Source organism: Bradyrhizobium sp., assembly GCF_030697065.1.
GTDB lineage: Bacteria > Pseudomonadota > Alphaproteobacteria > Rhizobiales > Xanthobacteraceae > Bradyrhizobium.
In genome coordinates this window covers 1-25,318 of record NZ_JAUYQU010000256.1, presented here as the reverse complement: position 1 = coordinate 25,318, position 25,318 = coordinate 1, and the positions used below count along the sequence as shown (strand labels likewise).

Below are 25,318 nucleotides of genomic sequence, written 5' to 3'. Positions count from 1 at the left end.
CATCCGGAAACCCTTTGATTTCCCTCACTTTCATGTCATTTATCGCGCAACGCCGGTCGATCAGCTTCGCCCGGACATGTGGCTGATTGCGGAGAACTGACATTGCGTCTGATCAGGTGCCTTGCGCCCCTCGCGCTGGGCCTCATGATGTTTGCCGCCGCGCCGCCGGCGCGCGCTGTCGACGCGGTCAGCGTTCGCAGTGACGCGGCTGCGATCGATCTCACCGCGATCCTCCAATATCAGCGCAGCGACGCCGACCGCATCCAGGTCTCCACCGCACCGGGCACCGACGGCATCGTCCGCCGCGTCGAAGTCCGCGCCCGCGAGGGCGGACAGAACTGGGTGGTGTTCGCGCTCGCCAACAACACCGACGACCAGCTCGACCGCCTGATCGTGGCGCCGCATTATCGCATCGTGTCGTCGGGGCTGCTGTGGCCCGACCTCGGGCTGTCGCGCATCGCCACCATCACGCCCTCGACCGGCGACCGTCCCGAGAAACAGGAGAGCGCGACCGCGGACATCTTCCGCATCACGCTCGATCCCGGCGCCGTCATCACCTTCGTTGCGGAACTGCGCACCGATAAACTGCCGCAGCTCTATCTGTGGGAGCCGGACGCCTACAAGGACAAGGTCAATTCGTTCACGCTGTACCAGGGCATCGTGATCGGCATTTCCGGCCTGCTGGCGCTGGTGCTGACCATCCTGTTCGTGGTCAAGGGCAGCATCATGTTCCCCGCCGCTGCCGCTTTGGCGTGGGCCGTGCTGGTCTATATCGGCGTCGATTTCGGCTTCTGGGGCAAGGTGCTCGACATGTCGAACAACGCCGAGCGCGTCTGGCGCGCGGCCGGTGAAGCCATCCTGGCGGCGACGCTGCTGGTGTTCCTGTTCGCCTATCTCAACCTCAGCCGCTGGCATGTGCGCTATTCCCACATCACCGTGGGGTGGCTGACCTTCCTCGGCTCGCTGGTGGCGCTGGCGCTGTTCGATCCCGCGGTCGCCTCCGGCATCGCGCGGATGTCGCTGGTGCTGATCGCCTTCGCCGGATTTGCGCTGATCGTCTATCTGTCGACCCACGGCTTCGATCGCGCGGTCCTGTTGATCCCGACCTGGTTCCTGCTGGTGGTCTGGGTGATCGCAGCCGGCATGACGGTGGCGGGCTCCGTCACCAACGACATCGTCGGCCCCGCCCTGCTCGGCGGCCTCGTGCTGATCGTGATGCTGATCGGCTTTACCGTGATGCAGCACGCCTTCGCCGGCGGTGGCGCCACCACCGGCGTGGTCTCCGACGTCGAGCGCCGGGCGCTGGCGCTGACCGGCTCCGGCGACCTGATCTGGGACTGGGACGTCTCGGCCGACAAGGTGTTCACCAGCCCCGAAACCGAGCAACTGCTCGGCCTCAAGCGCGGCACGCTGGAAGGCCCCGCGGCGAAATGGCTGGAAGTGCTGCACCCGCTCGACCAGGACCGATTCCGCGCGGCACTGGACAGCGTGCTGGACCAGCGCCGCGGCCGGCTGGTGCAGGATTTCAGATTGCGTACGCCGGACGGTCACTTCATGTGGTTCGCGCTGAAGGCACGGCCCGTGGTCGGCTCCGACGGCGAGGTTTCCCGCGTGGTCGGGACGCTGACCGACGTTACCGAGGCCAAGAACGCCGAAGAGCGCATGCTGCACGATTCCGTGCATGACAATCTCACGGGCTTGCCGAACCGCAAGCTGTTCATCGACCGGCTCGGCGCCGTGGCCAATTTCGCCAAGACCATGCCGAACCTGCGGCCGACGCTGATGGTGATCGACCTCGACCGCTTCAAGCAGGTCAACGATTCCGTCGGGATCGCGGTCGGCGATTCCATCCTGCTGACGCTGGCGCGGCGGCTGACCCGCATCCTCAAGCCGCAGGACACGCTGGCCCGGCTCGCCGGCGACCAGTTCGGCCTGATCCTGATGTCGGAGCAGGATTCGGCGCGCATCACCGCTTTCGCCGAGACCATCCGCAAGACAATCCGCGCCCCGATCGCCTTCAACGACCGCGAGATTTTCCTGACCGCCTCGATCGGCCTCGCACTGTCCGACCCGCAGACGCAATTGTCCGAAGAGATCATCAAGGACGCCGAACTGGCGATGTACCATTCCAAGCGCATCGGCGGCGACCGCATCGACGTCTACAAGCCGGCGATGCGCGCGCGCAAGACCGACCGGCTGACGCTGGAAAGCGAATTGCGCCGCGCCATCGAGCGCGAGGAGATCACCATCCTGTACCAGCCGATCGTGCGGCTGGAAGATCGCTCGATCGCCGGCTTCGAGGCGCTGGCGCGCTGGGACCATCCGAAGCTCGGCCGCATGTCGCCGGTGGAATTCATCTCGATCGCGGAGGAAATCGGTCTGATCGTCGATCTCGGCATGTTCGTGCTGGACCAGACCGCGAAGCAACTGGCGATCTGGCAGCGCGCGATGCGCTCGCGCGAACCGATTTTTGCCAGCGTCAACGTCTCCTCGCGGCAATTGCTGCGGCACGATCTGATCCACGATATCCGCACCGTGCTGTCGCGTTCCTCGGTGGCGCGCGGCACGCTCAAGCTGGAATTGACGGAATCGCTGGTCATGGAAAACCCCGAGCACGCCGCCCAGATGCTGACCCGGATCCGCGAACTCGGCACCGGACTGTCGCTGGACGATTTCGGCACCGGCCATTCCTCGCTGGCCTATCTGCAGCGTTTTCCCTTCGACACCATCAAGATCGACCAGTCCTTCGTGCGCACCACCAGCCGCGGCACCCGCCCGGTGATCCTGAAGTCGATCATCGCGCTGGCGCACGACCTCGGCATGGACGTGGTGGCGGAAGGCGCCGAGACCGACTCCGATGCCGTCGAGCTCTATCAGCTCGGCTGCGAATACGCGCAGGGTTTTGCGTTCGGCGAGCCGATGGACGCCGATGCCGCGATGCGGCTGTTGACGGAAGAGCGGCTGGAGGCGGCGAGCTAGTCAATTGCGCCCGCTCCTCATCGAACGGAATCAACTCATGCGACCTCATATCATCTGCCACATGAGTACTTCCATCGATGGACGCCTTCATCCCAGCCGCTTCACGCGGGCGGCGCCGGGAATTTCGTGGGACGTCCTGCGCGGGCACTATGAAAAGGTTCATGACAGCTTCGGGGCCGATGGATGGATCGTGGGCCGCAGGACCATGAGCGAAATGGCCAAGGGCACCGAGCGCAAAGTTGCCGAAGCACCGAAGCTGCCGCGTGAAGCGCATGTCGCCGCGCCCCGCGGCCGCAAGCTCGCCATCGCCATCGATCCGTCGGGCCGTGCCCATTACGGCAAAGACAATGTCGGCGGCGACCATGTCGTTGCGGTACTCGGCGAGCAGGTGTCCGACGCATACCTCGCCGAACTTCGCGAAGATGGCGTTTCCTACATCTTCGCCGGCGCCGGCGGCGACGATCTGGCAGGGGCGATGGAGCAGATGGCCGCGCGTTTCGGCGCCGGAAAACTGCTGCTTGAAGGTGGCGGCAGAATTAACGGATCATTCCTCAAGCGCGGACTGATCGATGAGTTCAGCACGCTGATTTTTCCCGCCGTGGACGGCGTTGCCGGCGCGCAAAGCATCGTCGATTACGAGGGCCCGGAGGGTGACCGTCCCGGCGCCGGCCAGACCTTGCGGCTGACCCATTGCGAGACGCTCGAAGGCGGGATGATCTGGCTGCGGCACGCCGTGGAACGGGCGGAATAGACGGGCTATCCATTTGCGACACCGAAAGGGGAGTGCCGGTCTCTCCCCAGCGGCCGGGATCATTCCTTTCGCAGAATCTTTTCCATGGCTTTTCCCTTCGCCAGTTCGTCGATCAATTTATCCAGGTAGCGAATTTCGCGCATGAGTGGCTCTTCGACGTCCTCCACCCGGACGCCGCAAACCACGCCCTTGATCAAGGCGCGCGACGGATTGATCTTCGGCGCCTTCGCAAAGAAGGTTTCAAAATCAGTCCGTTTTTCGAGCTGGGTTTCGATCTGCTTCTGGCCGTAGCCCGTCAACCAGGAGATGATCTGATCGACCTCGGCTTTGGTGCGGCCCTTCTTCTCGGCTTTCGCGACGTAATGCGGGTAAACGCTTGCGAAGCTCGCTGTATAGATCCGGTGTTTTGCCATGGGTGCTCCAGGGGTGCCCAACAGTCATGCAACCAAGGCCCGGGGCTCCGCGCATACCCCGGCCCGACGCAAAATATCTCCGACCGGACATCGGTGGCAACGAGCTCAAACGGAGCGCGAAGGTAGCATGATCCGGGATGTGTATCTGTGCATGGGGTTGTTTTCGATATTTTGCTTGGGGCGGGCGTCCTCGCTCCAGACACACGAAGGACGGCGGCGGATGCGCCGCCCTCACTTGATCTTCTTGAACCGCACGCTCCTGCCGTCCGCCAGCCGGGTCGCGATATAGCCGCCGGCGAGGCAGGCTTCGCGCTGCGGCATCTTCTCCTGCGGGCTGCGCAGCGTTTCCCACCACGACGCGCGGTGCGCCGCGCGCGGCAGTGCGGCGTCGATGATCTCCTCGATCTTTTCGAAGCTCAGCACGAATTCGGGCAGCGTCTGCTGTTTCAGGTAATCGCGCAGCGGGTCGTAATCGTTCACTTGCGCTCCAGATAGTGCTTCATCTCCGCGCGCAGCCCGTCGCGCAAATCGGCCCGCGCCATGCCGAAGGCGATGTTGGCGCGGAGAAAGCCGGCCTTGGAGCCGCAATCGTGCCGCTCGCCCTCGAACTCGACGCCGTAGAAGCTTTGCGTCCTGGCGAGGCCGATCATCGCATCGGTGAGCTGGATTTCGCCGCCGGCGCCGCGCTCCTGGGTTTCCAGGATCCTGAAAATCTCCGGCTGCAGGATGTAGCGGCCGGTGATCGAGAGATTGGACGGCGCGGTGCCCTGCGGCGGCTTCTCCACCATGCCGTCGACCTCGAACATGTTGCTGCCGTGGCGCTTGCCGACGCCGCAGATGCCGTACTGATGCGTCAGATCGGCGGGCACTTCCTCAACCGCGATCAGGTTGGATTTCTCGCCGAGCTTGTTGGCGGCCTCGATCATCTGCGCCAGGCATCCCGGCGTGTTGAGCACCAGTTCGTCCGGCAGCACCACCGCGAACGGCTCGTTGCCGACGATATCGCGGGCGCACCACACCGCATGGCCGAGCCCGAGCGGGGCCTGTTGCCGGGTGAAACTGGTGGCGCCGGCGGCGGGCTGGTCGCGCGCCAGGATGTCGATCTCGGCCTTCTTGTTGCCGCGCGCGGCCAGCGTGGTGTCGAGTTCGAACATGCGGTCGAAATGGTCCTCGATCACGCCCTTGTTGCGGCCCGTGACGAAGATGAAATGCTCGATGCCGGCCTCCCTGGCTTCGTCGAACACATACTGGATCAGCGGCTTGTCGACGATGGTCAGCATTTCCTTCGGCATCGCCTTGGTGGCGGGCAGGACGCGGGTGCCGAGGCCGGCGACCGGGAAGACGGCTTTGCGGATTTTCATGTGGGCTCGGGACGCCTTTGAGGGAGCTTCGGGTAAGAGAGCCGGGGGAACGCGCGTTCTGACCGCACGTTGGTAACCGGTTTGCAGCCGGGAACAAAGGCGGATGTATGATGATGGTTCCCCGGCCTGCCCGCAAACAGACAAGAAACAAAATCCGGCCCTTGTTAAGCTATTGGCAACCGTGACAGGGCCTTCTGGCCCAGGGGATGAGCGCGACATTTCGGGGAACGACGAGACATGCGGACGGGACACATGAGATTGAGCCGGGCCGGCGCGGTCGTGCTTGCCACGACGCTGTTGCTGGCCGGCGAGGTACGCGCCCAATCCCACGGCGGCGGGCTGCCGAATCCGTTCGGCAACATGTTCTCCGGCCCAAAATCCGCGACGCAGGCGCAGGCGCAACCTGCGCCCGCCGCCAGCAGCGCCCCGTTGCCCTGGACCGGCCAGGACGGGGCTTCCGGCCATCCCGCGATGACGGCGTCCGCGATCCGCGAGGCGGCGGCGAATTTTGACAATTGCGTCGCCTCGATGTGGCCCGAAGCCGCACGGCGTCGCATCTCGCAGGCCAGCTTCCAGCGCTTCACCGCCGGGCTCGCGCCCGACCTGCGCATCATGGACCTGATGGATTCGCAGCCGGAATTCACCAAGTCGGTGTGGGATTATCTCGACATTCTGGTCAACGACGTCAGGCTGGCCAAGGGCCGCGAGGTGCTTGCCAAATACAAGCCGCAGTTCGACGCCGTGGAGAAAGCCTACGGCGTCGACCGCTACATCATCGCCTCGATCTGGGGCATCGAATCGAACTATTCGACGATGATGGGCGATCGCAGCGTGCTGAATTCCACCGCGACGCTGGCCTGCATCGGCCGCCGCCAGAAATACTTCAGGGACGAGTTCCTCTCGGCGCTGGAAATCCTGCACCGCGGCGATTTGCGCCCCGAACAGTTGCGCGGCTCTTGGGCCGGCGCGTTCGGCCCGACGCAGTTCATGCCGACCTCGTTCAAGCGCTTTGCGGTGGATGCCGACGGCGACGGCCGCCGCGACGTGGTCGACAATCCAGCCGACCTGATCGCCTCGACCGCCAACAACCTGAAAAAGTCCGGCTGGCAGCCCGGCCAGACCTGGGGCTTCGAGGTGGTGATCCCCAAGAACTTCAACTACATGCTGGCCGACCGCGGCAAGGCGATGACGATCGCGCAATGGGAGAATCTCGGATTGGCCCGCGCCGGCGGCAAGCGGTTCCCGAATCCGGCCGAAAAGGCCTATCTGCTGGCCCCGGCCGGCGCCGAGGGGCCAGGCTTCCTGATGCTGCAGAATTTCCGGGTTATCATGCGATACAACCCGGCGGAGGCCTATGCGCTGGCGATCGGCCATTTCGCCGACCGGCTCCGCGGCGGCGCGCCGTTCGTGCAGCCCTGGCCGCGGCAGGAACGCACGCTGTCCCGCGCCGAGCGGCTGGAACTGCAGCAGCTTCTGGCCCGGCGCGGCTTCTATCGCGGCACCCCCGACGGCCAGTTCGGCGGCCACACCCGCGAGGCCCTGCGCGGCTTCCAGGCCTCGATCGGGGCGCCGGCGGACGGATTTGCCTCCTCCGAGGTGCTGGAGCGGCTCAGGGGCCGGCAGTAAAGTAACCTTGAAGACGACATTTCCGGAGCGACCTTGACGACAGCCGCCGATGCCCGGCTTATGGCAGGAAATCTGCCCGCTTGCGGCCTGATTCCGCTATTATAGCGATGGCCTGATCTTCACATTGCGATCGATCCGAATGCAGAAGCCGAAGTCCTTTTTCCGGGTGTTTACCGAAAGCGGCCCGCTGATCGCGCTGGCGGTTGCAATCGCTTTGCTGGTCGGGATCGTCGGGCCGGCATCCGCGCAGTTCTTCAATTTCGGCGGACCGCCGCGGCAGGCGCCGCCGCAGCGCGGCGGCGGGGGCGGCTGGTTCGGCGGCGACCTGTTCGCGCCATTTCAGCAGCCGGCGCCGAAGCGGGTCGAAAGTTATTCCAGGGCTCCGCCGCCGGACAAGCGCGACCCTAACATCGTGCCGGAGCGCAACTTGCTGGTGCTGGGCGACGCCATGGCGGACTGGCTCGCTTACGGCCTCGAGGACGCCTATTCCGAGCAGCCGGATATGGGCGTGATCCGCAAGCACAGGACCGTATCCGGCCTGATCAGGTACCAGCCCAGGGGCGAACCGGCCGACTGGGTGGCCGCGGCAAAAGGTATCCTCGCCAGCGAGAAGCCGGACGCCATCCTGGTCATGCTCGGGCTCAACGACCGCGTCGCGATCCGCGAGCCGGCGGCCGACAAGCCCGAGAAAAAGACCGACAAGAAGGACCCGCGCGCCAAGACCGATGCCAGGACCGATGCCAAACCGGGCGACGCGAAGCCCGCTGCAGAGCCGGACAATTTGGCCGACGCCAAAGCGAAGCCCGATAACAAGCCGGCCGATGCCGACGCGGCCGATGATGCCGACGGCGACGTGCCCTCGATCGTCGCTCCGGAAAAAACCGGCCGCGCCGGCGGTCTCCATGAGTTTCGCGACGAACGCTGGGTCGAGCTTTACGCCAAGAAGATCGAAGAGATGATCGCCGTGCTGAAATCCAAGGGGGTGCCGGTGCTGTGGGTCGGCCTGCCCGCGGTGCGCGGCCCCAAGGCGACGTCGGACGCGCTGTTCCTGAATTCGCTCTATCGTGACGCCGCCGGCAAGGCCGGCATCACCTATGTCGACGTCTGGGACGGTTTCGTCGACGAGGCCGGCCGGTTCCTGCAACAGGGCCCCGACTTCGAAGGCCAGACCCGCCGGCTACGCTCCTTTGACGGCGTGTATTTCACCAAGGCCGGCGCACGCAAGCTCGCGCATTATGCCGAGCGCGAGATCACCCGGCTGATGGCGGCGCGTTCCGGGCCGATCGCGTTGCCGACCGAACCCGCCACACCCGACGCCAACGCCCTGCCCGGTCAGCCGGCACCGCGTCCGCTGGCCGGACCGATCCTGCCGCTGGTGGCCTCTTCGGTCGGCACCGACCAGCTGCTCGGCGGTCCCGGCTCGCGGCCGGCATCGGTCGATGCGCTGGCGGCGCGTACGCTGGTCAAGGGCGAACCTCTGGCGCCACCTGCCGGCCGCGCCGATGATTTCATGTGGCCGCGGCGCGAGGTCGGACGGGAGCCAGCCAGAGGCGATGTGCCGGTGGCGTCCACGATGCCGGATGGAACGGTTGCCGCTCCTGAGGAGGCGCCGAAACCTGCGGCGAAGAAGCTGGTTCGCCCGCCACAACCGGCCACGCCGCCAGCGACGGCGCAACCGGGCACGCCCATGCCGTCATTGCGGAATTTCTTTGGATTTGGCGCTGCGCCGCGTCAGGCGCCGCCGCCGCCGCGCGCACCGGCAGGACCGCGTCCGCCAGCCGACGTCGGGCGATCAGCATCGGTCCCGGGCTGGTTCGCGCGCTAAGCATAGCCATGAGTCATTCCGGGGCGATGCGATGCATCGAACCCGGAATGTCGGTTGAGTTCGCCCTGTAGCCCCCGGATTCCGGGCTTGCGCCGATGGGCGCATCCCGGAACCAGGAGATAGATTGCCGGGTTTCAGTAGCGCCAGCGTGCCGGGGGACGGCGCGGCGGACGCGTCAACAGCATCGCCAGCGCAAAGCCAATGCCGCCCGCGATCAGCAGTGCGCTGAGCGGATTGTCCTGCACCCTCTTCGCCACGGCTTCCGATCCCTCGCGCAGGGTTTCGCCGCTGTTGTCATAGGCGTCCTTGGCAAGACCGGCGGCGGCATCGGTGGCGTCGCGCGCGGCATCCTTGGCCTGGCCGTACAGGTTCTGCACCGTGCCGGCAGCCTCGCGAACGCGACCCGAGGCCTCGGTCTGGGCGTCGCCGGTGACCTTGCCTGCGGCACCTTCGACCTTGCCGGCGAAATCCTTGGCGGTGCCGGCGATTCGATCCTTGTCCATCTGTTTACTCCTGAGCTGATTCTCGCGGAGGTAACTGACGAAACCGGCTCCGGTTCCTAGAGAATGAGTCCGCCATCGACGATGAGCGTCTGGCCGACGATGTAGGACGACAGCGGCGAGGCCAGAAACAGTGCCGCGCCCGCCATGTCGTCCGGCGTACCCAGCCGCTTCAGCGGAATACGCCCGATCGCGCCCTCGAGCCGCTTCGGATTTGATGTCGTGACCCTGGTCATTTTGGTATCGACCAGTCCGGGCGCTATGCCGTTGACGCGAATGCCGTCCTCGGCCCAGGCCTGTCCGAGCGTCCGGGTCAAGCCCATGGCGCCGGTCTTCGAGGCGTTGTAGGCCGGATTACCTTTTGTCGAGTGATAGGCGGCGGTCGAACTGACGATGATCAGCGAGCCGTTCGCCGTACTCAACATGCCGTGGAATTTGCCGGCGCAGGCCATCAGACTCATCAGGTTGACCTCGAGCACCTTGCGAAACCCGTCCATTTCGAATTCGCCGCGCCGATAGATCACCGCACCCTGCGCCAGCACCAGCACATCCAGCCGATCGAACGACGGCTTGAAATTTTCGATCGCCTGGGGATCGCTGACGTCGAGCCGCGCGTAATCCAGGCCATCGAGATGCGATCCCTCTTCGGGCGAATAATCCTTCGCCGATGCGCGGGTGCCGCAGACATGCACGCGCGCGCCCCTGGTGCGAAAGGCCTGGGCGATGCCGTTGCCGATGCCGCTGGAGCCGCCGACCACGAGAACCTGCTTGCCGCCGAAATCCAGTTCGTTCATTGCGTGCCTCCCGCTTTTCTTGTCCGGTTTGACGTGTCTGGGGATCGGTGCCAGCCTTGTCAATCCTGCAAGCCGCAGGCCCTCATCAGCGAGTATGCGATGGCCGACTTCAAACAACTCAGCCGCTCGGTCAAGGGATTGACCGTGCTCGTCACCGGTGCGGCGAGCGGCATGGGCCGCGCCACCGCGCGCGTATTCGCGGCCGAGGGCGCCAACGTCGCCGTGACGGATTACTCGGCCGAAGGCGCACGGACGGTTGCGGAGGAGATCGCGGCCGACGGCGGCACCGCAAGAGCGTGGACGCTCGATGTCGCCAGCCGCAACGATATCGACGCCGTCGTCAGCGCCGCCGCCGCGCATTTCGGCGGGCTCGATATCATCGTCAACAATGCCGGCATCTCGGTGCGCGTGGCAATCGACGACGACGGCTACGAGGAAGCCTGGGCGAGAGGTCTGGCCGTGATGCTGACGGCGCATCCGCGCATCATCCGCGCCGCGCTGCCGCACCTGCGCCGGTCGAAAAGCCCGCGGATCGTCAATATCGCCTCCACCGAGGCGCTCGGCGCCACCGCCTTGCATAGTCCGTATTCGGCGGCGAAGGCCGGCGTGGCCGGCCTGACGCGGTCGCTCGCGGTGGAACTCGGCCGCGACGGCATCACCGTGAACTGCATCTGTCCGGGCCCGATCAGGACCGCGATCACGGAGCGGATTTCGGAGGAGCACAAGACGATCTACGCCAAACGCCGCACCGCGCTCGGCCGCTACGGCGACCCGGAGGAAGTGGCTCACATGACGCTGAGCCTGTGCCTGCCGGCGGCATCGTTCCTGACCGGCGCCGTGATCCCGGTGGACGGTGGCCTGATGGCGCGCAACGCCTGAGGGCGGGCATGCGCGGCGCGACGTTGACATCATCCAGACAGGGAGTAGTTTTTCGCCCAACAGGGCGGATTAACCGCCCGCCTCGATCAGGAGAAAACGCGCCATGGCCATCACGATCCGGCAGCTTCATCCGCATTTCTTCGGCGAGGTATCCGGCGTCGATCTGCGCAAGCCGCTGACGCCGCAGGAAGCCCGCGATATCGAGGCCGGCATGGACAAATACGCCGTGCTGCTGTTCCGCAATCAGGACATCACCGACGAGCAGCAACTGGCGTTCGCGCTGAATTTCGGCGAGCGCGAGAACGCGCGCGGCGGCACCGTCACCAAAAAGGAAGATTACCGGCTGACCTCCGGTCTGAACGACGTCTCCAACCTCGGCAAGGACGGCAGGCCGCTGCCGAAGGATCACCGCACCCATCTGTTCAATCTCGGCAATTCGCTGTGGCATTCCGACAGTTCGTTCCGCCCGATTCCGGCGAAGTTTTCGCTGCTGTCGGCGCGCGTGGTCAACCCGAAGGGCGGCAACACCGAATTCGCCGACATGCGTGCGGCCTATGACGCGCTCGATGACGACACCAAAGCCGAGATCGAGGACATGATCTGCGAGCATTCGCTGATGTATTCGCGGGGATCACTCGGGTTTCTCGATTACACCGATGAAGAAAAGGAGTTGTTCAAGCCGGTGCTGCAGCGTTTGGTGCGCACCCATCCGGTGCACGGCCGCAAGTCGCTGTATCTGTCGTCGCATGCCGGCGCCATCAGGGGCATGACCATGCCGGAGGCGCGGTTGTTGCTGCGCGATCTCACCGAGCATGCCACGCAGCCCGAATTCGTCCACGTCCACAAATGGACGCTGCATGATCTCGTGATGTGGGACAACCGCCAGACCATGCACCGCGTCCGCCGCTACGACCAGTCGCAGCCGCGCGACATGCGCCGCGCCACGGTGGCCGGCACCGAACCTACGGTGACGCAGCAGGCGGCGGAGTGATGTCGCGAGCCATCGCTCCATAAAAATGGTTGTCATCGCCCGCGAATGTGGGCGATCCAGTAAAAGCAGCTGTTGGAATTGGAAAACACCGGTGATTACTGGATGCCCCGCCTTGCGCGGCATGACGACCGAAGCTTATGCATGCCCGGCTTCGTTCGACAGCATGCCGGGATCGATCCCGATCTTGCGCAGCGCACGCAGGTATTTTTCCTCGACGTCGCGGCCGAAGATCAGATCCGGATCGGCGGAGCAGTGCAGCCAGCCATTTTCCTGGATTTCGGTTTCCAGCTGTCCCGGCGCCCAGCCGGCATAGCCGAGCGCGAGGATCGCGTGCTTGGGGCCGGCGCCTTTGGCGATCGCCTTGAGAATGTCGACGGTCGCGGTCAGGCAAATGCCCTCGTCGATCTGCAGCGTCGCATCCTTGATGAAGAAATCGCTCGAATGCAGCACGAAGCCGCGGCCGGTTTCGACCGGACCGCCTTTCAGCACCTTCATGCTCTCGGCGTTTTCAGGCAGCGTGATCTGGTCGGCCTTCTTGATGATGTCGAGTTGCACGAGCAATTCGGGAAAGTCGATGCTGCCGGCCGGGCGGTTGACGATGATGCCCATCGCGCCTTCGGACGAGTGCGCGCAGAGATAGATCACCGAACGCTCGAAGCGCGGATCTCCCATCACCGGCATCGCGATCAATAGCTGACCGTCGAGATAGCCCTGATTGGACGAATTGTCGCCAGCGCCGGCGGCTTGGCGGCGAGCAGTCCTCGGTCTTTTGCCTTCAGGGTCCATCCGCATATAAGGACTCTCGCGTTGTTGACCATCCTGATATTGGGTGGGCGTTCTGTCAATCAACCATCGCGCCGGTATTCGTGCCGGATCACAAGCATTTCAATGGTTTGCGGCCCTGCCAGCCTGTAAAGACGTCTCATGATCGTCATAGTTCCCCTGCGGACCGCGCTTGCCCTGGCCGCTGCCGTATTCGTGTCGTCCCTGGCGACCGAGGTCCACGCCGGGGATTCGTCGCCATGGCAGCACGACGACCACTCCGCGGTCCGGCTGCTGGCGGGCTCGCGCAGTGGCGCGGTGCTGCTCGGCGGCATCGCGTTTCGGCTGCAGCCGGGCTGGAAAACCTACTGGCGGACGCCCGGCGATTCCGGGGTGCCGCCGCGCTTCGATTTCTCGAAATCGGACAATGTCGAAGCCGTCACGGTGCTGTGGCCGGCGCCAAAACAGTTCGATGACGGCGCCGGCGGTCAAATGTTCGGCTACAAGACCCAGGTCCTGCTGCCACTGCGGATCGTCGCCAAAAATGCCGACAAGCCGGTGACGCTGCGCGCCGAAATCAACTACGCAATCTGCGAAAAACTCTGCATTCCCGTCGAAGCCAGGGCTGAACTCGCCTTCACCAGCGTCGCCAGCACCGAGGACAGCGCGCTGTACGCTGCCCTCGACACCGTGCCGAAGCCGGCCAATGTCGGCGATCCGAACCCGCTGACCATCCGCGATGTCAAGCGCGACGGCAAATCCACCGTGCTGGTCGATGTGGCGGTAGCCGACACGCGCGAAGTCAGCCTGTTCGTCGAAGGACCGACGCCGGACTGGGCGCTGCCGGTTCCGAAACTGATCGAGGCCGGGTACCCCGGGGTCAAGCGGTTCGGCTTCGAACTCGACGGCCTGCCGCCGGGCGCGACCGCCGAGGGCGCCGCGCTCAAACTGACCCTGGTCGGCGGCGACCGCGCCTACGAGTTCAATGTCAATCTGAACTGACCCGACGGGGACACCCCCACTTCAGCCATCGCGCAATCGACCATCCTGTTTGTTCGCGTAGCGCTCCGCGAAACGCGATTGTCTTTCATCGCGCTGTCAACACGATGAATTGAATTCCTGCACGATCGCGACTGTGAACCACACCACAATGCGAGGTTGTGGTCCGCGCTAGAAATTCGATGCTCCGCGCGAGTGATACTCAACTCGACACATTACCAGGAGGACATCATGTCTTTTTCCTTGTTCTCGAACAACTTCCAGGACAGGTTCATCGTCGCACGAGGCGGCTTTGCCGATATTGCCAAGATCGAAACCGATATCGACCGCGGTAACGCCACCTTCGACTGGACCGGCCCCAGTCTGAGGTTCGACACCACGGGGCAACTGCGACGAGCCGTCGCGCCGTTAGGTTTCGTGCTGCACATTGCGGATTTCGACAGTTTCCGCATCCACGAGAAGTTCTTCGACGGTATCGTCGACCCCGACAGAAAGGAGGAGGTTCGCCAGGAATCGACCTTCGTCGCTGTACCCGGACTCATCGACCCGAATCACTTTTCATTTCGTTCCGTGAAATTTCCCGACCGCTTCATTCGGCACAGAAGCTTCCAACTGTTTGCCGAACCGATAAACACGCCTCTCGACCATCAGGACGCGACGTTCAGGAGAGGCCCGCCTCAACCCCCAAACAGCTAGGCGACTCGTCAACGAATCGACAGATACACGGTCAGGCCTTGCGGCGCCGGATTCGGATTTGACTTGCGCTTCCGGCGCGACGGAGCGGCGGCAAGCAACCGGTCCTGATAGCCGGCTGGTGGCGACTCCGCGCCGTGCACGATTCAGCACGACGGCCGCGGGAGACCAAATCTTAACGATTGGTTGATAGACCGGAGTATCGCCGCCCTCGCGGCCTTTCCGGGGACGCTTCTTCCGTGGCCGTGATGGAAACCGATCCTGCAACCGCTTCGCCTGCCGGCATTGCTGCGCGGCTGAAGTCGCTGCTTGGCGGCACCAGTGAAGCCTCCGTCACGAAGCGCCTGGCCGGTACGGTGTTCATTATTCGCGTCATCAGCGCGGCGATGGCATACCTGGCCCAGATCCTGCTGGCGCGCTGGATGGGCGGCTCGGACTACGGCGTCTACGTCTACGTCTGGACCTGGGTGCTGCTGCTCGGCAGCATGATGGATTTCGGAATTTCGGCGTCGGCGCAGAAGATCATCCCGGAATGTCGCGCGAGCGGCGACATGGCGCTGCTGCGCGGCTTCCTGTCCGGCAGCCGCTGGATGACGTTTGCCGTGTCGGCGCTGATCTCGGCACTGCTTGCCGGCGTCGTGAGAATGCTGTCGCCGTGGATCGATCCTAATTCGGTGGTGCCGTTGTACATCGGCTGCGTCACGCTGCCGGCTTTCGTGGTCGCCAACACCCAGGACGGCATCGCGCGCTCGCATGACTGGATGCGGCTCGGCCTGATGCCGCAATTCATCGTGCGGCAGTCGCTGATCATCGGTTTTACCGCGGGCGCCTTTGCGCTCGGCTTCGATCTCGGCGCCACCGCCGCGATGCTCGCCAGCGCCGCCGCGGTATGGATCGCCATGATCGGGCAGATGATGGTGCTGAACCGCCGGCTCCGCGGTCATGTCGAGCCCGGCCCGAAGGCCTACGATTTTCGCGGCTGGCTCGCGGTCTCGCTGCCGATCCTGCTGGTGGAGAGCTTCTACCTGTTGCTGTCCTACACCGACGTGCTGGTGCTGCAGCAGTTCCGCTCATCCGAGGAAGTCGGCGTCTATTTCGCGGTCGTGAAAACGCTGGCGCTGGTGTCCTTCATTCACTACGCGATGTCGGCGACGACGGCGCACCGCTTTGCCGAATATCACGCGCTCGGCGACAAGGCGCGGCTGTCGGCCTATGTCGCGCATTCGATCAAGTGGACGTTCTGGCCGTCGCTCGCCGCCACCATCGTGTTGCTGGCACTGGGGAAGCCGCTGCTGTGGCTGTTCGGACCGCAATTCGTCGTCGGCTACGACATCATGTTCATCGCCGCCATCGGCCTCGTGGCGCGCTCCGCGATCGGCCCGGTCGAGCGGCTGCTCAACATGCTCGGCCACCAGATGATCTGCGCGCTGGCCTATGCGCTGGCGTTCGCGATGAATCTCGTGCTCTGCCTCCTGCTGGTGCCCGAATTCGGCGGCCACGGCGCCGCAGCCGCAACCTCGATCGCGCTGGTGTTCGAGACGGTGCTGCTGTTCTGGATCGTGCGGAAGCGGCTCGGGCTTCACGTGCTGGCGTTCGGGAAGCGCGGTTAGGATTGTCATGCCCGGGCTTGCCCGGGCATCCATCAGGTTGCGCAAGAGACTTCCCCCAAAGGCGATGGATTGCCGGGTCAAGGCCGGCAATGACGAGCTTGTGTCCCCTACCCCGCGGTCCAGCCGCCGTCGATCGACAGATTGGTGCCGGTTATCTGCGCCGCGTCGTCGCCGCAGAGAAACAGCGCCAGCGCGGCGACCTGCTCCGAGGTGACGAACTCCTTGGTCGGCTGCGCCTCCAGCAATACGTCGCGGATGACCTGCTCCTTGGTCAGGTTGCGGGCCTTCATGGTGTCGGGAATCTGCTTTTCCACCAGCGGCGTCCACACATAGCCGGGTGAGATGCAGTTGCAGGTGATCTTGTGGGTCGCGAGTTCCAGCGCCACGGTCTTGGTGAGGCCTGCGATGCCGTGCTTGGCCGACACATAGGCCGACTTGAACGGCGAGGCGACCAGCGAATGCGCCGAGGCGGTGTTGATGATGCGGCCCCAGCCGCGCTTCTTCATGCCGGGCACCGCGGCGCGGATGGCATGAAACGCCGAGGAGAGGTTGATCGCGATAATCGCGTCCCATTTCTCGATCGGAAACTCCTCGATGGGCGACACGAACTGGATGCCGGCATTGTTGACGAGAATGTCGACCGAACCGAAGGTGCTTTCGCCGAGCGCGACCATGCCGGCAATCTCGGCGGGCCGGGTCATGTCGGCGGGCGAATGCACCGCCTTGACCCCGAAGTCTGCCTCGATGCCCGAGCGTTCCTTCTCGATGTCGGCGGGAGCGCCCATGCCGTTGAGAACGATATTGGCGCCGGCGCCGGCGAAGGCCCGCGCATACGCCAATCCAATGCCGCTGGTCGAGCCGGTCACAACAGCGGTCTTGCCTGTCAACGTACCCATTCGCTTCACTCCTTTTTGCCGTTGAGGGTGCCGTCCCTCGCAAGATCGTAGGTCATCATGGTTTCACCGGCCTGCGGCCGATGCAGCGTATCCTTGTGGCGCATCGACAGATGGACGTCGCGCTCGCCCGAGCCCCAATGCTCGACCATGCCGACCCGGGAAAAATCGTAATCCTTCGAGGAAGATTCATAGCTCTTGCTGCGGTAGATCAGGTGCACCACCGTAACGGTGCTCTCCTTGGTGGCTTCACAGAGGATGTCGACCGACGGATCGTTCCTGAGATAGTCTGGCAACTTGCCGATCAATTCGCGCAACGCCTTGCGGGTGTTGTGAACCTGCCGGTTCTTGTCGGTGTTCATGCGGGTGCGGCTGGAGAAGCGGATGTCCTTTTCGCGCTCGGCTGCCTCGAGCAATGACACCGGCAACTCGCCACGTGCGCTGAACAGGTCGACCTGGAAGATCAGGAGATCGCGACTGGTTTCCTCCTCCAGCACGTAATCGAGCGGCGTGTTAGAGGCGATGCCGCCGTCCCAGTAATGCTCGCCATCGATCTCGACCGACGGGAAGCCCGGCGGCAGGGCGCCGGATGCCATGATGTGCTCCGGCCCGATTCTCTTGCCGAGCTTCTTCATCTCGTAATTGTCGAAATACTTGAAATTGCCAGAGGCCACGCCGACGGCGCCGACGCTGAGCCGCGTCTTCAGGTCATTGATGCGGTCGAAATCGACCAGCCGCTCCAGCGTCTGCTTCAGCGGCGCGGTGTCGTAATAGCTCTGCGACTGCGGGCTGCCCGGCGGCCACAGCGGCGCCGGCGGCACACGCGGCGTGAAGAAGCCGGGAACGCCGAAGGTGGCGATCAGCGCGGCGCTGGTCTCGTTGAACAACGATCGCGCGCGGTCCGACTTGCCGACCGGATTCCAGGGCACCGGCGAGGAGACCATCTCCCAGAATTCCTTCAGGCGCCCCACCCGCTTCTCGCGCGGATTGCCGGCGATGATCGCGGCGTTGATGGCGCCGATCGAAATGCCGGCAATCCACTCAGGTTCGAAATCATGGTGGCACAGCGCCTGATAGGCGCCGGCCTGATAGGAGCCGAGCGCGCCGCCGCCCTGCAGGACGAGCACGCGCTGAGCCTTTGCGGGCGTGTGGGCGGGCGCGGAATGGGGATTGTCCGTCATGATTCTCGATGAACATAAAAAAGCGATGCTACCGTGGCGTCAGTTGGCGACGGCGTCAATCAGCCAGGCCGCAACGCCGGATCACGCCGTGTTTATCGCTTTTCCGGGGATGCCAGAATCAGCGTCCAGAACACCTTGTATTTGGTGTTGGGAGCATAGGTGGCCGCGATGCCTAAATTTGTGACACCGTTCTTCAGCATATTCGCCTTGTGCGGGGGCGAGTCGCGCCAGCCCGAAAAGGCCTCCGCCATGGTGTGGTAGCCGGCGGAGACATTCTCAACCGCCAGCGTCGCCGGATAGCCCGATGCATTCAGCCGTTTCGTCAGCGGTCCCTTGACGTCATGGTCGAGCTTGTTGCGGCTGGCCATGGCCTGCGACTGCTGCTCGGCGAGCTTCATCAATTCGGGGTCGACCGCCACGGCGCCGAGGCCGTTGTTCTGCCGGTAGAGCGAGATCATCGAGGCCGCGGCCTGCGGATCGAGCCTGGCGCCGCCATTGGCCATGCTGAGATACATTGTGGGCTGCTCGGTCACGGGTGCATCCGCCGCACAGCCGCCCAGCGCCAGCAGCCCGATAATCGCGGCCGCGGCGCGCGTGATTCGAGGGTTCCCCATGGCAAGGGTTGTTGCACAGGAACCGTGGCTGAATGGTGAACGGCCGACGCTTTTGGCGTTATTCCGGGGCGAGGCGAAGCCTCGAACTCGGAATTCAGAGGCTGTCGCGCGAGATTCCGGGTCTGGTCCTGCGGACCATCCCGGAATGACGACTCACCTAATCCTGCCCCGCAAAAATCCGGTAGCGGCGGGGGTGCAGGCTCACAATGTCGCCGGGCTGCAGCTCGCGGTCCCGGGGCGCGTCAATCTCGATCACGGTGGTACCCTCGCCCGCCGACAGCGCTACTTCAGCGCGCTGGATCGGGCCGAAGGTCCGCACATGCCGCACCGCGCCCTCGAACGCGCCGGTGCCGGGCACGCCGATCGCCATGTCGTGACGGCGGACAAACAGTCTGGAGGCCCCGGAAGTGACGCCTTCGGCTGAAATGTTCAGCGGCTTGCCGCCGAGCTCGACGCTGCCGTCGCGCACCTCGACCGGCAGCACGATGGATTCGCCGATGAAGCCGTGCACGAAGGCGGTGGCCGGATTGTCGTAGACCTCGCCGGGCGTGCCGATCTGCACGATGCGGCCCTTGTCCATCACCACCACCCGGTTGGCGACTTCGAGCGCCTCTTCCTGGTCGTGGGTGACGAAGATCGAGGTCACGTTGATCTCCTGATGCAACGAACGCAGCCATTGCCGCAGCTCCTTGCGCACCTTGGCGTCGAGCGCGCCGAACGGCTCGTCGAGCAGCAGGATGCGCGGCTCGATCGCGAGCGCGCGGGCCAGCGCGATGCGCTGGCGCTGGCCGCCGGAGAGCTGACTCGGATAGCGGCTCGAAAGCCAGTCGAGCTGCACCAGATCCAGCAATTCCTTGACCCGCGCGCGGATCGCGGCCTCGTCCTTGCGAACCGCGCGCGGCTGCACCCGCAGGCCAAAGGCGACGTTCTCGAACACCGTCATGTGGCGGAACAGCGCGTAGTGCTGAAACACGAAACCGACGTGGCGCTCGCTGGCGCCGTGCGCCAGCGCGTTCTGGCCGTCGAACGAAACCTCGCCGGCGTCGGGCCAGTCCAGCCCCGCGATGATCCGCAGCAGCGTGGTCTTGCCCGAGCCCGACGGCCCCAGCAGCGCCAGCAACTCGCCATCGGCGACCTTCAGGTCCACATGGTCGAGCGCGGCGAACGTGCCGAATTTCTTCACGATGTTCTTGACTTCAATCGCCACTGGGAAGTTGTCCCTCGTCAGATGCCGCTCGAGAATGGTCTTTGCCACCGGGGTGATCAACGCCGGCATGGCCAGCAGGGGAGGCGATCGCGAACGCCGCCACGAATTGATACACATTATAGAGGATTTCGACCAATCGCCGCCCGACGGACCTTGCTGACACCGGACCCGGCAGATCGTCCCCGGTCGGTGCAACTGGCTACAGGATCGGCCGTGAAGCGCAAGCGTAATGAGTCAGCCCGTCTATGAGGTCCGGCTGGTATGGATGCCGCATTCCGTCTTGGCTCTGCCGCGCCAGCGGCCGGCGCGAGCGTCCTCGTCCGTCGACGTCCGGCTGCTGCAGGGCATGCATCCGACCGAGAGATAACCCGATGCCGTCAGCGGATGCGGCGGCAGCTTTGCTAGGCGGTAGATCGCCTCGATCTGCTCGCGCGAGGCACTCGCGAACGGATTGAACTTCAGCCTGACCCCATCGTCCTCAACCACGGCCATGTCGGCGCGCAGCCCGCCCTGGAAGCGCTTGCGTCCGTTGATCCATGCCGAGAACGGCGCCAGCGCCCGCGCCAGCGGCTCCACCTTGCGGATCCGGCAGCAGCCGTCGGGATCGGAGAACCACAATTCGCGATCCGGATCCTCGCGCGACAATGTTTGCTCCAGCGGCCTGATGGAGCGGACGTCGCGCAGGCCGAGCGTGGCGATCAGCGTGTCGCGATAGGCCAGCGTCTCCTCGAACAGCCATCCGGTGTCGAGAAACACCACGGGGATGGCGGGATCGACATCGGCCATCACCTTGAGCAGTGCCGCCGATTCGGTGCCGAACGACGAGACCACGGCTAGGTGCTCGCGGCCGACCGTCTGCACGGCCGCCGCGATCACGTCCGCGGGCGATGCGTGACGCAACGCAAGAGCAAGTTCCAGCGCCGCCGGCGCCAGTTCGCGCGCCTTCAGTTCCGGCAGAACCTGGTCCGCGAGCGCGTTCACTGGCCGGCACTCTCCGAATGGCGCAGTTGCATGCGCCGGTGCAGGGCGGTGATGCGGCCATCGCCGGTCGGCTGATAGAAGACCGAATAACGCTTGACCGTGGCGGCGAAGGCTTCCGCGTCGGCTTCTTTCCTGACCTCGAAGGCGTCGAAGCCCGCGCGCAGCATGAATACGAACTGGTCGCGCAGCACCTGGCCGGTGGCGCGCAACTCGCCCCTATAGCCGTGGCGCTCCCGCAGCAATCGCGCCTGGCTGTAGGCACGGCCGTCGCGGAAGCTCGGAAATACCAGCGCCACCGCGGCGAGCCGGCCGAGATGGGGAACGAGATCGTCGAGGTCACGGTTGTTCGGCCAGACCACGCCGAGTTCGCCGGCGCGCCACGAAAGTGCTTCGGCATCGCCGAGAAATCGCGTGGCGGAGATCAGGATGGCGCCCTCGCCGGGAAGTTCGGCGTCGTCGGCCACATGAACCAGCGGATCGGTCGTGATCTTCCCGCCCTTAACGAGTGGCATAGACGCGCTCCTTGAACGGCTCGACGCCAAGCCGCTTCACGGTATCAACGAACAACTCGTCGGGCCGGGCGCGCAGCGCGAGATAGGCTTCGACGATATCCTCGATCACGTCGGCGACGTCGCCATAGGGAACGGCGGGCCCGATCAGCGTTCCGACTTCGGCGTTTTCGTCGGCGCGGCCGCCGATCGTGATCTGATAGAATTCCTCGCCGTTCTTCTCGACACCGAGAATGCCGATATGGCCGACGTGATGATGGCCGCAGGCGTTGATGCAGCCGGAAATATTGATGTGCAGCCGCCCGATCAGGCTTGCAGTATCGTGATCGGCGAAGCGCCGGGTCAGTTCCTGCGCGATCGGGATCGACCGAGCGTTGGCCAGCGAGCAATAGTCCAGCCCCGGGCAGGCGATGATGTCGGAGACCAGATTGACGTTCGGGGTGGCGACGCCGATCCTGTCCAGCGCCTTCCACAGCGCCGGCAGGTCGCGCCGCGCGACATGGGGTAGCGCCAGATTCTGCTCGTGGCCGACGCGGATCTCGCCGAAGGAATATCTGTCAGCGAGATCGGCGATGGCGTCCATCTGATCGGCGGTGGCGTCGCCGGGCGGGCCGCCGACCGGTTTCAGCGACAGCGTCACGATCGCATAGCCCGGCGCCTTGTGGGGCGCGACCGAATTCCTGCGCCATGCCTCGAAATGCGGGTCGTGCGCCGCCTGCTTCAACTCGTCGGGCATGTGCGGCAGCTTTTGATAGACGGGATAGGTGAAACGCGAACGGATATCCTTGATCACCGAATCATCGATCGCCAGCGCGCTGTCGCGCATCTGCAGCCATTCCTCCTCGACTTCCCGGGCGAATTTCTCGATGCCGAGTTCGTGCACCAGGATCTTGATGCGCGCCTTGTAGATATTGTCGCGGCGGCCGTACTGGTTGTAGACGCGCAGGATCGCCTCGACATAGCTCAGCAGATCGTGGCCGTGCACGAACGGTTTTATCGTTTTGCCGATGAAGGGGGTGCGGCCGAGGCCGCCGCCGACCAGCACCTCGAAACCGGTTTCGCCGGCTTCGTTCTTGTAGAGCCGCAGGCCGATATCGTGCACCTTGATCGCCGCGCGGTCATGGTCGGATGCGGTGATCGCGAATTTGAACTTGCGCGGCAGAAACGAGAATTCCGGATGCAGCGTGGTGTACTGCCGCAGCAGTTCGGACCAGATCCGGGGATCCTCGATCTCGCCCGGCGCCACGCCGGCCCACTGGTCCGAGGTGACGTTACGGGTGTTGTTGCCCGAGGTCTGCATGGCGTGAATGCCGACCTCGGCGAGATCGGCCAGCGCATCCGGCAGTTCGGCGAGCTTGATCCAGTTGAATTGGATGTTCTGCCGGGTGGTGAAGTGGCCGTAGCCGCGATCATATTTGCGCGCGACATGCGCCAGCCGCCGCAACTGCTCCGACGACAGCGTGCCGTAGGGAATCGCGACGCGGAACATGTAGGCGTGCAGTTGCAGGTAGACACCGTTCTGCAGCCGCAGCATCTTGAATTCGTCCTCGGTGAGTTCGCCGGACAGCCGGCGCTTCACCTGATCGCGGAATTCCTCCACGCGTTCGTTGATGATGGTGCGGTCGAGTTCGTCATATGCATACATGGCAAAATGGCCTTACACCGGGACCGGGAGGTCGATGGTGACCCCCGCCGAGCGGATGTGTTCGCGCAGATTGCCCGGCTTGATCGCGCCGGCGTCCCTGAGGTCGACCGGCGCGATGTAGGCGCCGATCGCACCGACGTCGTCGGCGATCGATTCGGTCAGCAGCGCCCGCGCTTCATCGGCGGTGCGCACGATCGCGGCGTCCGACAGATCCGCCGACCAGCCCTTTGCGGTCGTGCGCCAGATCACGATGCCGTCCCAGGTGCGGTTGGCGGTGATGACGGAAGGACCAGTGATCTTGATTTTCTGTTGCAGCGGTGAGGTCATGCGGCGGTTTCCAGCAGTTTGGATATCACTTTGTCGAGATCGGCTTCGCGCCACGGCGCGGAATGGGCGACCACGTCGCCGATGATGAGAATGGCCGGGCCGCCGTCGATCTTCTCGATCAGGCCAGGCAAATCCTGCAACGTTCCAACGGCGGCTTGCGCATCCGGCCGCGTCACCCGAGCGAACACACCGACCGGGGTTTGCGGCGAACGTCCGGCGGCGAGCAGGCCCGATCGGACCGAGGGCGCCGCGGTCATTCCCATGTAGACCACGACCGTCATCTTCGCGTCGGTCAGGGTCGACCAGTCGACGGCATCGGCATCCCTGGCCTTGTGCGCGGTGAGAAACGTAATGCGCAGCGCCTCGTGTCGGAACGTCAGCGGCACTTCGAATTGCGCGGCCGCGCCGAGACCCGCGGTTATTCCCGGCACCACCGAATAGGCGACGCCGGCCGCGCGCAACGCCTCGATCTCCTCGCCGCCGCGGCCGAATACGAAACCATCTCCGCCCTTGAGGCGCACCGCGCGCTGGCCCGATTGCGCGGATTCGATCACCAACTTGTTGATGGCGCCCTGGCCGATGCCCGGCTTGCCGACGCGGCGGCCGACCGGCACGCGCGACGCATCTCGGCGCACCCGATCGAGAATCTCCGGCGAGACCAGTTCGTCGTAGAATACCACGTCGGCGTCCTGCAGCGCGCGCAGCGCCTTGATGGTCAGAAGATCGGGATCGCCCGGGCCGGCGCCGACCAGCGTCACCCTGCCCTCGGCCTTGCCCGATGCAAGCGCACCGGCGAAGGCGGATGCGTCGGGAATGTCGTTCAGCGCGGCTTCAGCCTCGTCCTTGCGGCCGGCGAGCACCAGCGCTCCGATCGGGCCATCGACCACACGCTCCCAGAAACGGCGGCGCAACGCGAATTCGGGGATGCGGCCATGGATGGTCTTGCGCCAGCGGCCGATAAAGGTGGCGAGATCACCGATCCGCGCGGGCAGCACCGCTTCGATGCGCTCGCGCACGCGGCGCGCCACCACCGGCGAGGCGCCGCCGGTGCCGACGGCGACGACGACATCGCCGCGATCTACGATGGCGGGAAAGATGAAAGTCGAATGGGCGAGATCGTCCATCACATTGACGGGAAGGCCGACCGCCTTGGCCCGCGCCGACATCGCAACCCCGATGTCACCGGCGCCCGCGCACAGGATCGCGATCACGCCCGTCAGATCTGACGTCAGCGGATCGCCTTGCGCCAGTTCGATCCGCGCCGCTTCATCCGCGGCCAGTCCGCCCACATCATGCTCTCCGTCGATCGCGAAGTAACGGATGCGGGCGCCCGCGGCCGCCAGCAGGCGCAATTTTGCCCGCGCCAGATCGCCGGCGCCGACAAGCAGCACCGGTCCGGTTTGCAGGTCGAGAAAGACTGGCAGGAATCGCATGCGACACTCGCTGCCCCAACTCGCGGGGTTGACTAGAATTATTTTCTATATATGTCTTGTTCAATGCCAGCAAAGAGAAATATTTTCTTCTCTACTGCATTGCAACTATAGAATTTTGGCCTCCCTAGGCCAAGGGGCAGAGATGCATCTTCTCGACAACGATTCCGCCATCGCCCGGTTGCGCCGCTCCGATCCGCCGGGCGGGTCGTCTGCCCTGCAAGTCCCGTCCCAAATTTCGTCCGACCGCCCCCTACCTCCCCCCACCATGGATCATCTCGACGGGCTTGAGGCGCAGAGCATCTACATTTTCAGGGAAGCCTTTGCGCGGCTGAAGAAGCTGGCGCT

General features: G+C 64.6%; 24 protein-coding genes and 1 pseudogene. 10 read left to right on the top strand and 15 right to left on the bottom strand.

Going from position 1 to position 25,318, the window contains the following annotated elements; translation table 11 throughout:
- The first annotated feature begins 102 nt into the window (after positions 1–102).
- Positions 103–2,979 carry an EAL domain-containing protein gene (locus Q8R73_RS20010; protein WP_305721275.1) on the top strand — a complete coding sequence of 959 codons (2,877 nt, stop codon included), beginning with the start codon at positions 103–105 and terminating at the stop codon, positions 2,977–2,979.
- A gap of 37 nt (positions 2,980–3,016) precedes the next feature.
- Positions 3,017–3,730: a RibD family protein gene (locus Q8R73_RS20005; RefSeq protein WP_305721274.1), complete on the top strand. Its 714-nt coding sequence runs from the start codon at positions 3,017–3,019 to the stop codon at positions 3,728–3,730.
- A gap of 59 nt (positions 3,731–3,789) precedes the next feature.
- Here Q8R73_RS20005 and Q8R73_RS20000 read toward each other — a convergent pair whose 3' ends face one another.
- The 3 genes from Q8R73_RS20000 to Q8R73_RS19990 all read right to left on the bottom strand — a co-directional run bounded on the left by Q8R73_RS20000 (position 3,790) and on the right by Q8R73_RS19990 (position 5,504).
- Entirely contained in the window at positions 3,790–4,143 is a 354-nt protein-coding gene (locus Q8R73_RS20000; protein WP_305721273.1) for a DUF2200 domain-containing protein, read from the bottom strand.
- Between the two features lie 231 nt (positions 4,144–4,374).
- Positions 4,375–4,623: a hypothetical protein gene (locus Q8R73_RS19995; protein WP_305721272.1), complete on the bottom strand. Its 249-nt coding sequence runs from the start codon at positions 4,621–4,623 to the stop codon at positions 4,375–4,377.
- Positions 4,620–5,504, bottom strand: a complete 885-nt coding sequence (locus Q8R73_RS19990; protein ID WP_305721271.1) for a UTP--glucose-1-phosphate uridylyltransferase — start codon at positions 5,502–5,504, stop codon at positions 4,620–4,622. The genes Q8R73_RS19995 and Q8R73_RS19990 overlap by 4 nt, the downstream gene beginning before the upstream one ends.
- A 252-nt stretch (positions 5,505–5,756) precedes the next feature.
- On the opposite strand from Q8R73_RS19990, the gene Q8R73_RS19985 reads away from it, so the two are divergent.
- Both Q8R73_RS19985 and Q8R73_RS19980 read left to right on the top strand, forming a co-directional pair.
- A complete protein-coding gene (locus Q8R73_RS19985; protein WP_305721270.1) occupies positions 5,757–7,130 on the top strand; it encodes a lytic murein transglycosylase in 1,374 nt (457 codons plus the stop codon).
- A gap of 139 nt (positions 7,131–7,269) precedes the next feature.
- Positions 7,270–8,955, top strand: coding sequence for a DUF459 domain-containing protein (locus Q8R73_RS19980; protein WP_305721269.1), 1,686 nt, complete (start codon positions 7,270–7,272; stop codon positions 8,953–8,955).
- Between the two features lie 134 nt (positions 8,956–9,089).
- On the opposite strand, the gene Q8R73_RS19975 is transcribed toward Q8R73_RS19980, so the two are convergent.
- Positions 9,090–9,458 carry a CsbD family protein gene (locus Q8R73_RS19975; protein WP_305721268.1) on the bottom strand — a complete coding sequence of 123 codons (369 nt, stop codon included), beginning with the start codon at positions 9,456–9,458 and terminating at the stop codon, positions 9,090–9,092.
- Positions 9,459–9,514: 56 nt separating this feature from the next.
- Complete coding sequence (locus Q8R73_RS19970) at positions 9,515–10,249, bottom strand: SDR family NAD(P)-dependent oxidoreductase (protein ID WP_305721267.1); 735 nt, start codon at positions 10,247–10,249, stop codon at positions 9,515–9,517.
- A gap of 99 nt (positions 10,250–10,348) precedes the next feature.
- On the opposite strand from Q8R73_RS19970, the gene Q8R73_RS19965 reads away from it, so the two are divergent.
- Entirely contained in the window at positions 10,349–11,128 is a 780-nt protein-coding gene (locus Q8R73_RS19965) for an SDR family NAD(P)-dependent oxidoreductase (RefSeq protein ID WP_305721266.1), read from the top strand.
- Positions 11,129–11,231: 103 nt separating this feature from the next.
- Entirely contained in the window at positions 11,232–12,119 is an 888-nt protein-coding gene (locus Q8R73_RS19960) for a TauD/TfdA family dioxygenase (protein WP_305721265.1), read from the top strand.
- A 135-nt stretch (positions 12,120–12,254) separates the two neighbouring features.
- On the opposite strand, the gene Q8R73_RS19955 is transcribed toward Q8R73_RS19960, so the two are convergent.
- Entirely contained in the window at positions 12,255–12,905 is a 651-nt protein-coding gene (locus tag Q8R73_RS19955; RefSeq protein ID WP_305721299.1) for a YqgE/AlgH family protein, read from the bottom strand.
- A gap of 138 nt (positions 12,906–13,043) precedes the next feature.
- Here Q8R73_RS19955 and Q8R73_RS19950 point away from each other — a divergent pair, with 138 nt between their 5' ends.
- The 3 genes from Q8R73_RS19950 (at position 13,044) to Q8R73_RS19940 (ending at position 16,183) form a co-directional block, all read left to right on the top strand.
- On the top strand, positions 13,044–13,883 hold the full coding sequence (locus Q8R73_RS19950; RefSeq protein ID WP_305721264.1) for a protein-disulfide reductase DsbD domain-containing protein: 840 nt from the start codon (positions 13,044–13,046) through the stop codon (positions 13,881–13,883).
- Positions 13,884–14,111: 228 nt separating this feature from the next.
- The gene (locus tag Q8R73_RS19945; protein WP_305721263.1) at positions 14,112–14,576 is read left to right on the top strand and encodes an AbfB domain-containing protein; all 465 of its coding nucleotides are present in this window, start codon (positions 14,112–14,114) and stop codon (positions 14,574–14,576) included.
- A gap of 245 nt (positions 14,577–14,821) precedes the next feature.
- Entirely contained in the window at positions 14,822–16,183 is a 1,362-nt protein-coding gene (locus Q8R73_RS19940) for an oligosaccharide flippase family protein (RefSeq protein WP_305721298.1), read from the top strand.
- A 107-nt stretch (positions 16,184–16,290) separates the two neighbouring features.
- On the opposite strand, the gene Q8R73_RS19935 is transcribed toward Q8R73_RS19940, so the two are convergent.
- The 9 genes from Q8R73_RS19935 to cysG all read right to left on the bottom strand — a co-directional run bounded on the left by Q8R73_RS19935 (position 16,291) and on the right by cysG (position 24,973).
- Positions 16,291–17,079 (bottom strand): 3-hydroxybutyrate dehydrogenase, encoded by a 789-nt coding sequence (locus tag Q8R73_RS19935; protein ID WP_305721262.1) that lies wholly within the window; start codon positions 17,077–17,079, stop codon positions 16,291–16,293.
- Positions 17,080–17,084: 5 nt separating this feature from the next.
- The gene (locus Q8R73_RS19930) at positions 17,085–18,257 is read right to left on the bottom strand and encodes a DUF3734 domain-containing protein (RefSeq protein ID WP_305721261.1); all 1,173 of its coding nucleotides are present in this window, start codon (positions 18,255–18,257) and stop codon (positions 17,085–17,087) included.
- Positions 18,258–18,349: 92 nt separating this feature from the next.
- Complete coding sequence (locus tag Q8R73_RS19925; protein WP_305721260.1) at positions 18,350–18,871, bottom strand: CAP domain-containing protein; 522 nt, start codon at positions 18,869–18,871, stop codon at positions 18,350–18,352.
- A 157-nt stretch (positions 18,872–19,028) separates the two neighbouring features.
- The gene (locus Q8R73_RS19920) at positions 19,029–20,078 is read right to left on the bottom strand and encodes a sulfate/molybdate ABC transporter ATP-binding protein (protein ID WP_305721297.1); all 1,050 of its coding nucleotides are present in this window, start codon (positions 20,076–20,078) and stop codon (positions 19,029–19,031) included.
- A gap of 243 nt (positions 20,079–20,321) precedes the next feature.
- Positions 20,322–21,059 carry a phosphoadenylyl-sulfate reductase gene (locus tag Q8R73_RS19915; RefSeq protein WP_305721259.1) on the bottom strand — a complete coding sequence of 246 codons (738 nt, stop codon included), beginning with the start codon at positions 21,057–21,059 and terminating at the stop codon, positions 20,322–20,324.
- Positions 21,056–21,571, bottom strand: coding sequence for a DUF934 domain-containing protein (locus Q8R73_RS19910; protein ID WP_305721258.1), 516 nt, complete (start codon positions 21,569–21,571; stop codon positions 21,056–21,058). Before Q8R73_RS19910 ends, Q8R73_RS19915 begins: the two co-directional genes overlap by 4 nt.
- Complete coding sequence (locus Q8R73_RS19905; RefSeq protein ID WP_305721257.1) at positions 21,558–23,213, bottom strand: nitrite/sulfite reductase; 1,656 nt, start codon at positions 23,211–23,213, stop codon at positions 21,558–21,560. Before Q8R73_RS19905 ends, Q8R73_RS19910 begins: the two co-directional genes overlap by 14 nt.
- 12 nt (positions 23,214–23,225) lie before the next feature.
- Positions 23,226–23,540 (bottom strand): DUF2849 domain-containing protein, encoded by a 315-nt coding sequence (locus Q8R73_RS19900; protein ID WP_305721256.1) that lies wholly within the window; start codon positions 23,538–23,540, stop codon positions 23,226–23,228.
- Complete coding sequence (gene cysG, locus Q8R73_RS19895; protein ID WP_305721255.1) at positions 23,537–24,973, bottom strand: siroheme synthase CysG; 1,437 nt, start codon at positions 24,971–24,973, stop codon at positions 23,537–23,539. The genes Q8R73_RS19900 and cysG overlap by 4 nt, the downstream gene beginning before the upstream one ends.
- 142 nt (positions 24,974–25,115) lie before the next feature.
- Between cysG and Q8R73_RS19890 the strand changes: the two are divergent.
- Positions 25,116–25,318, top strand: a pseudogene (locus Q8R73_RS19890) (hypothetical protein); the annotation flags it as partial.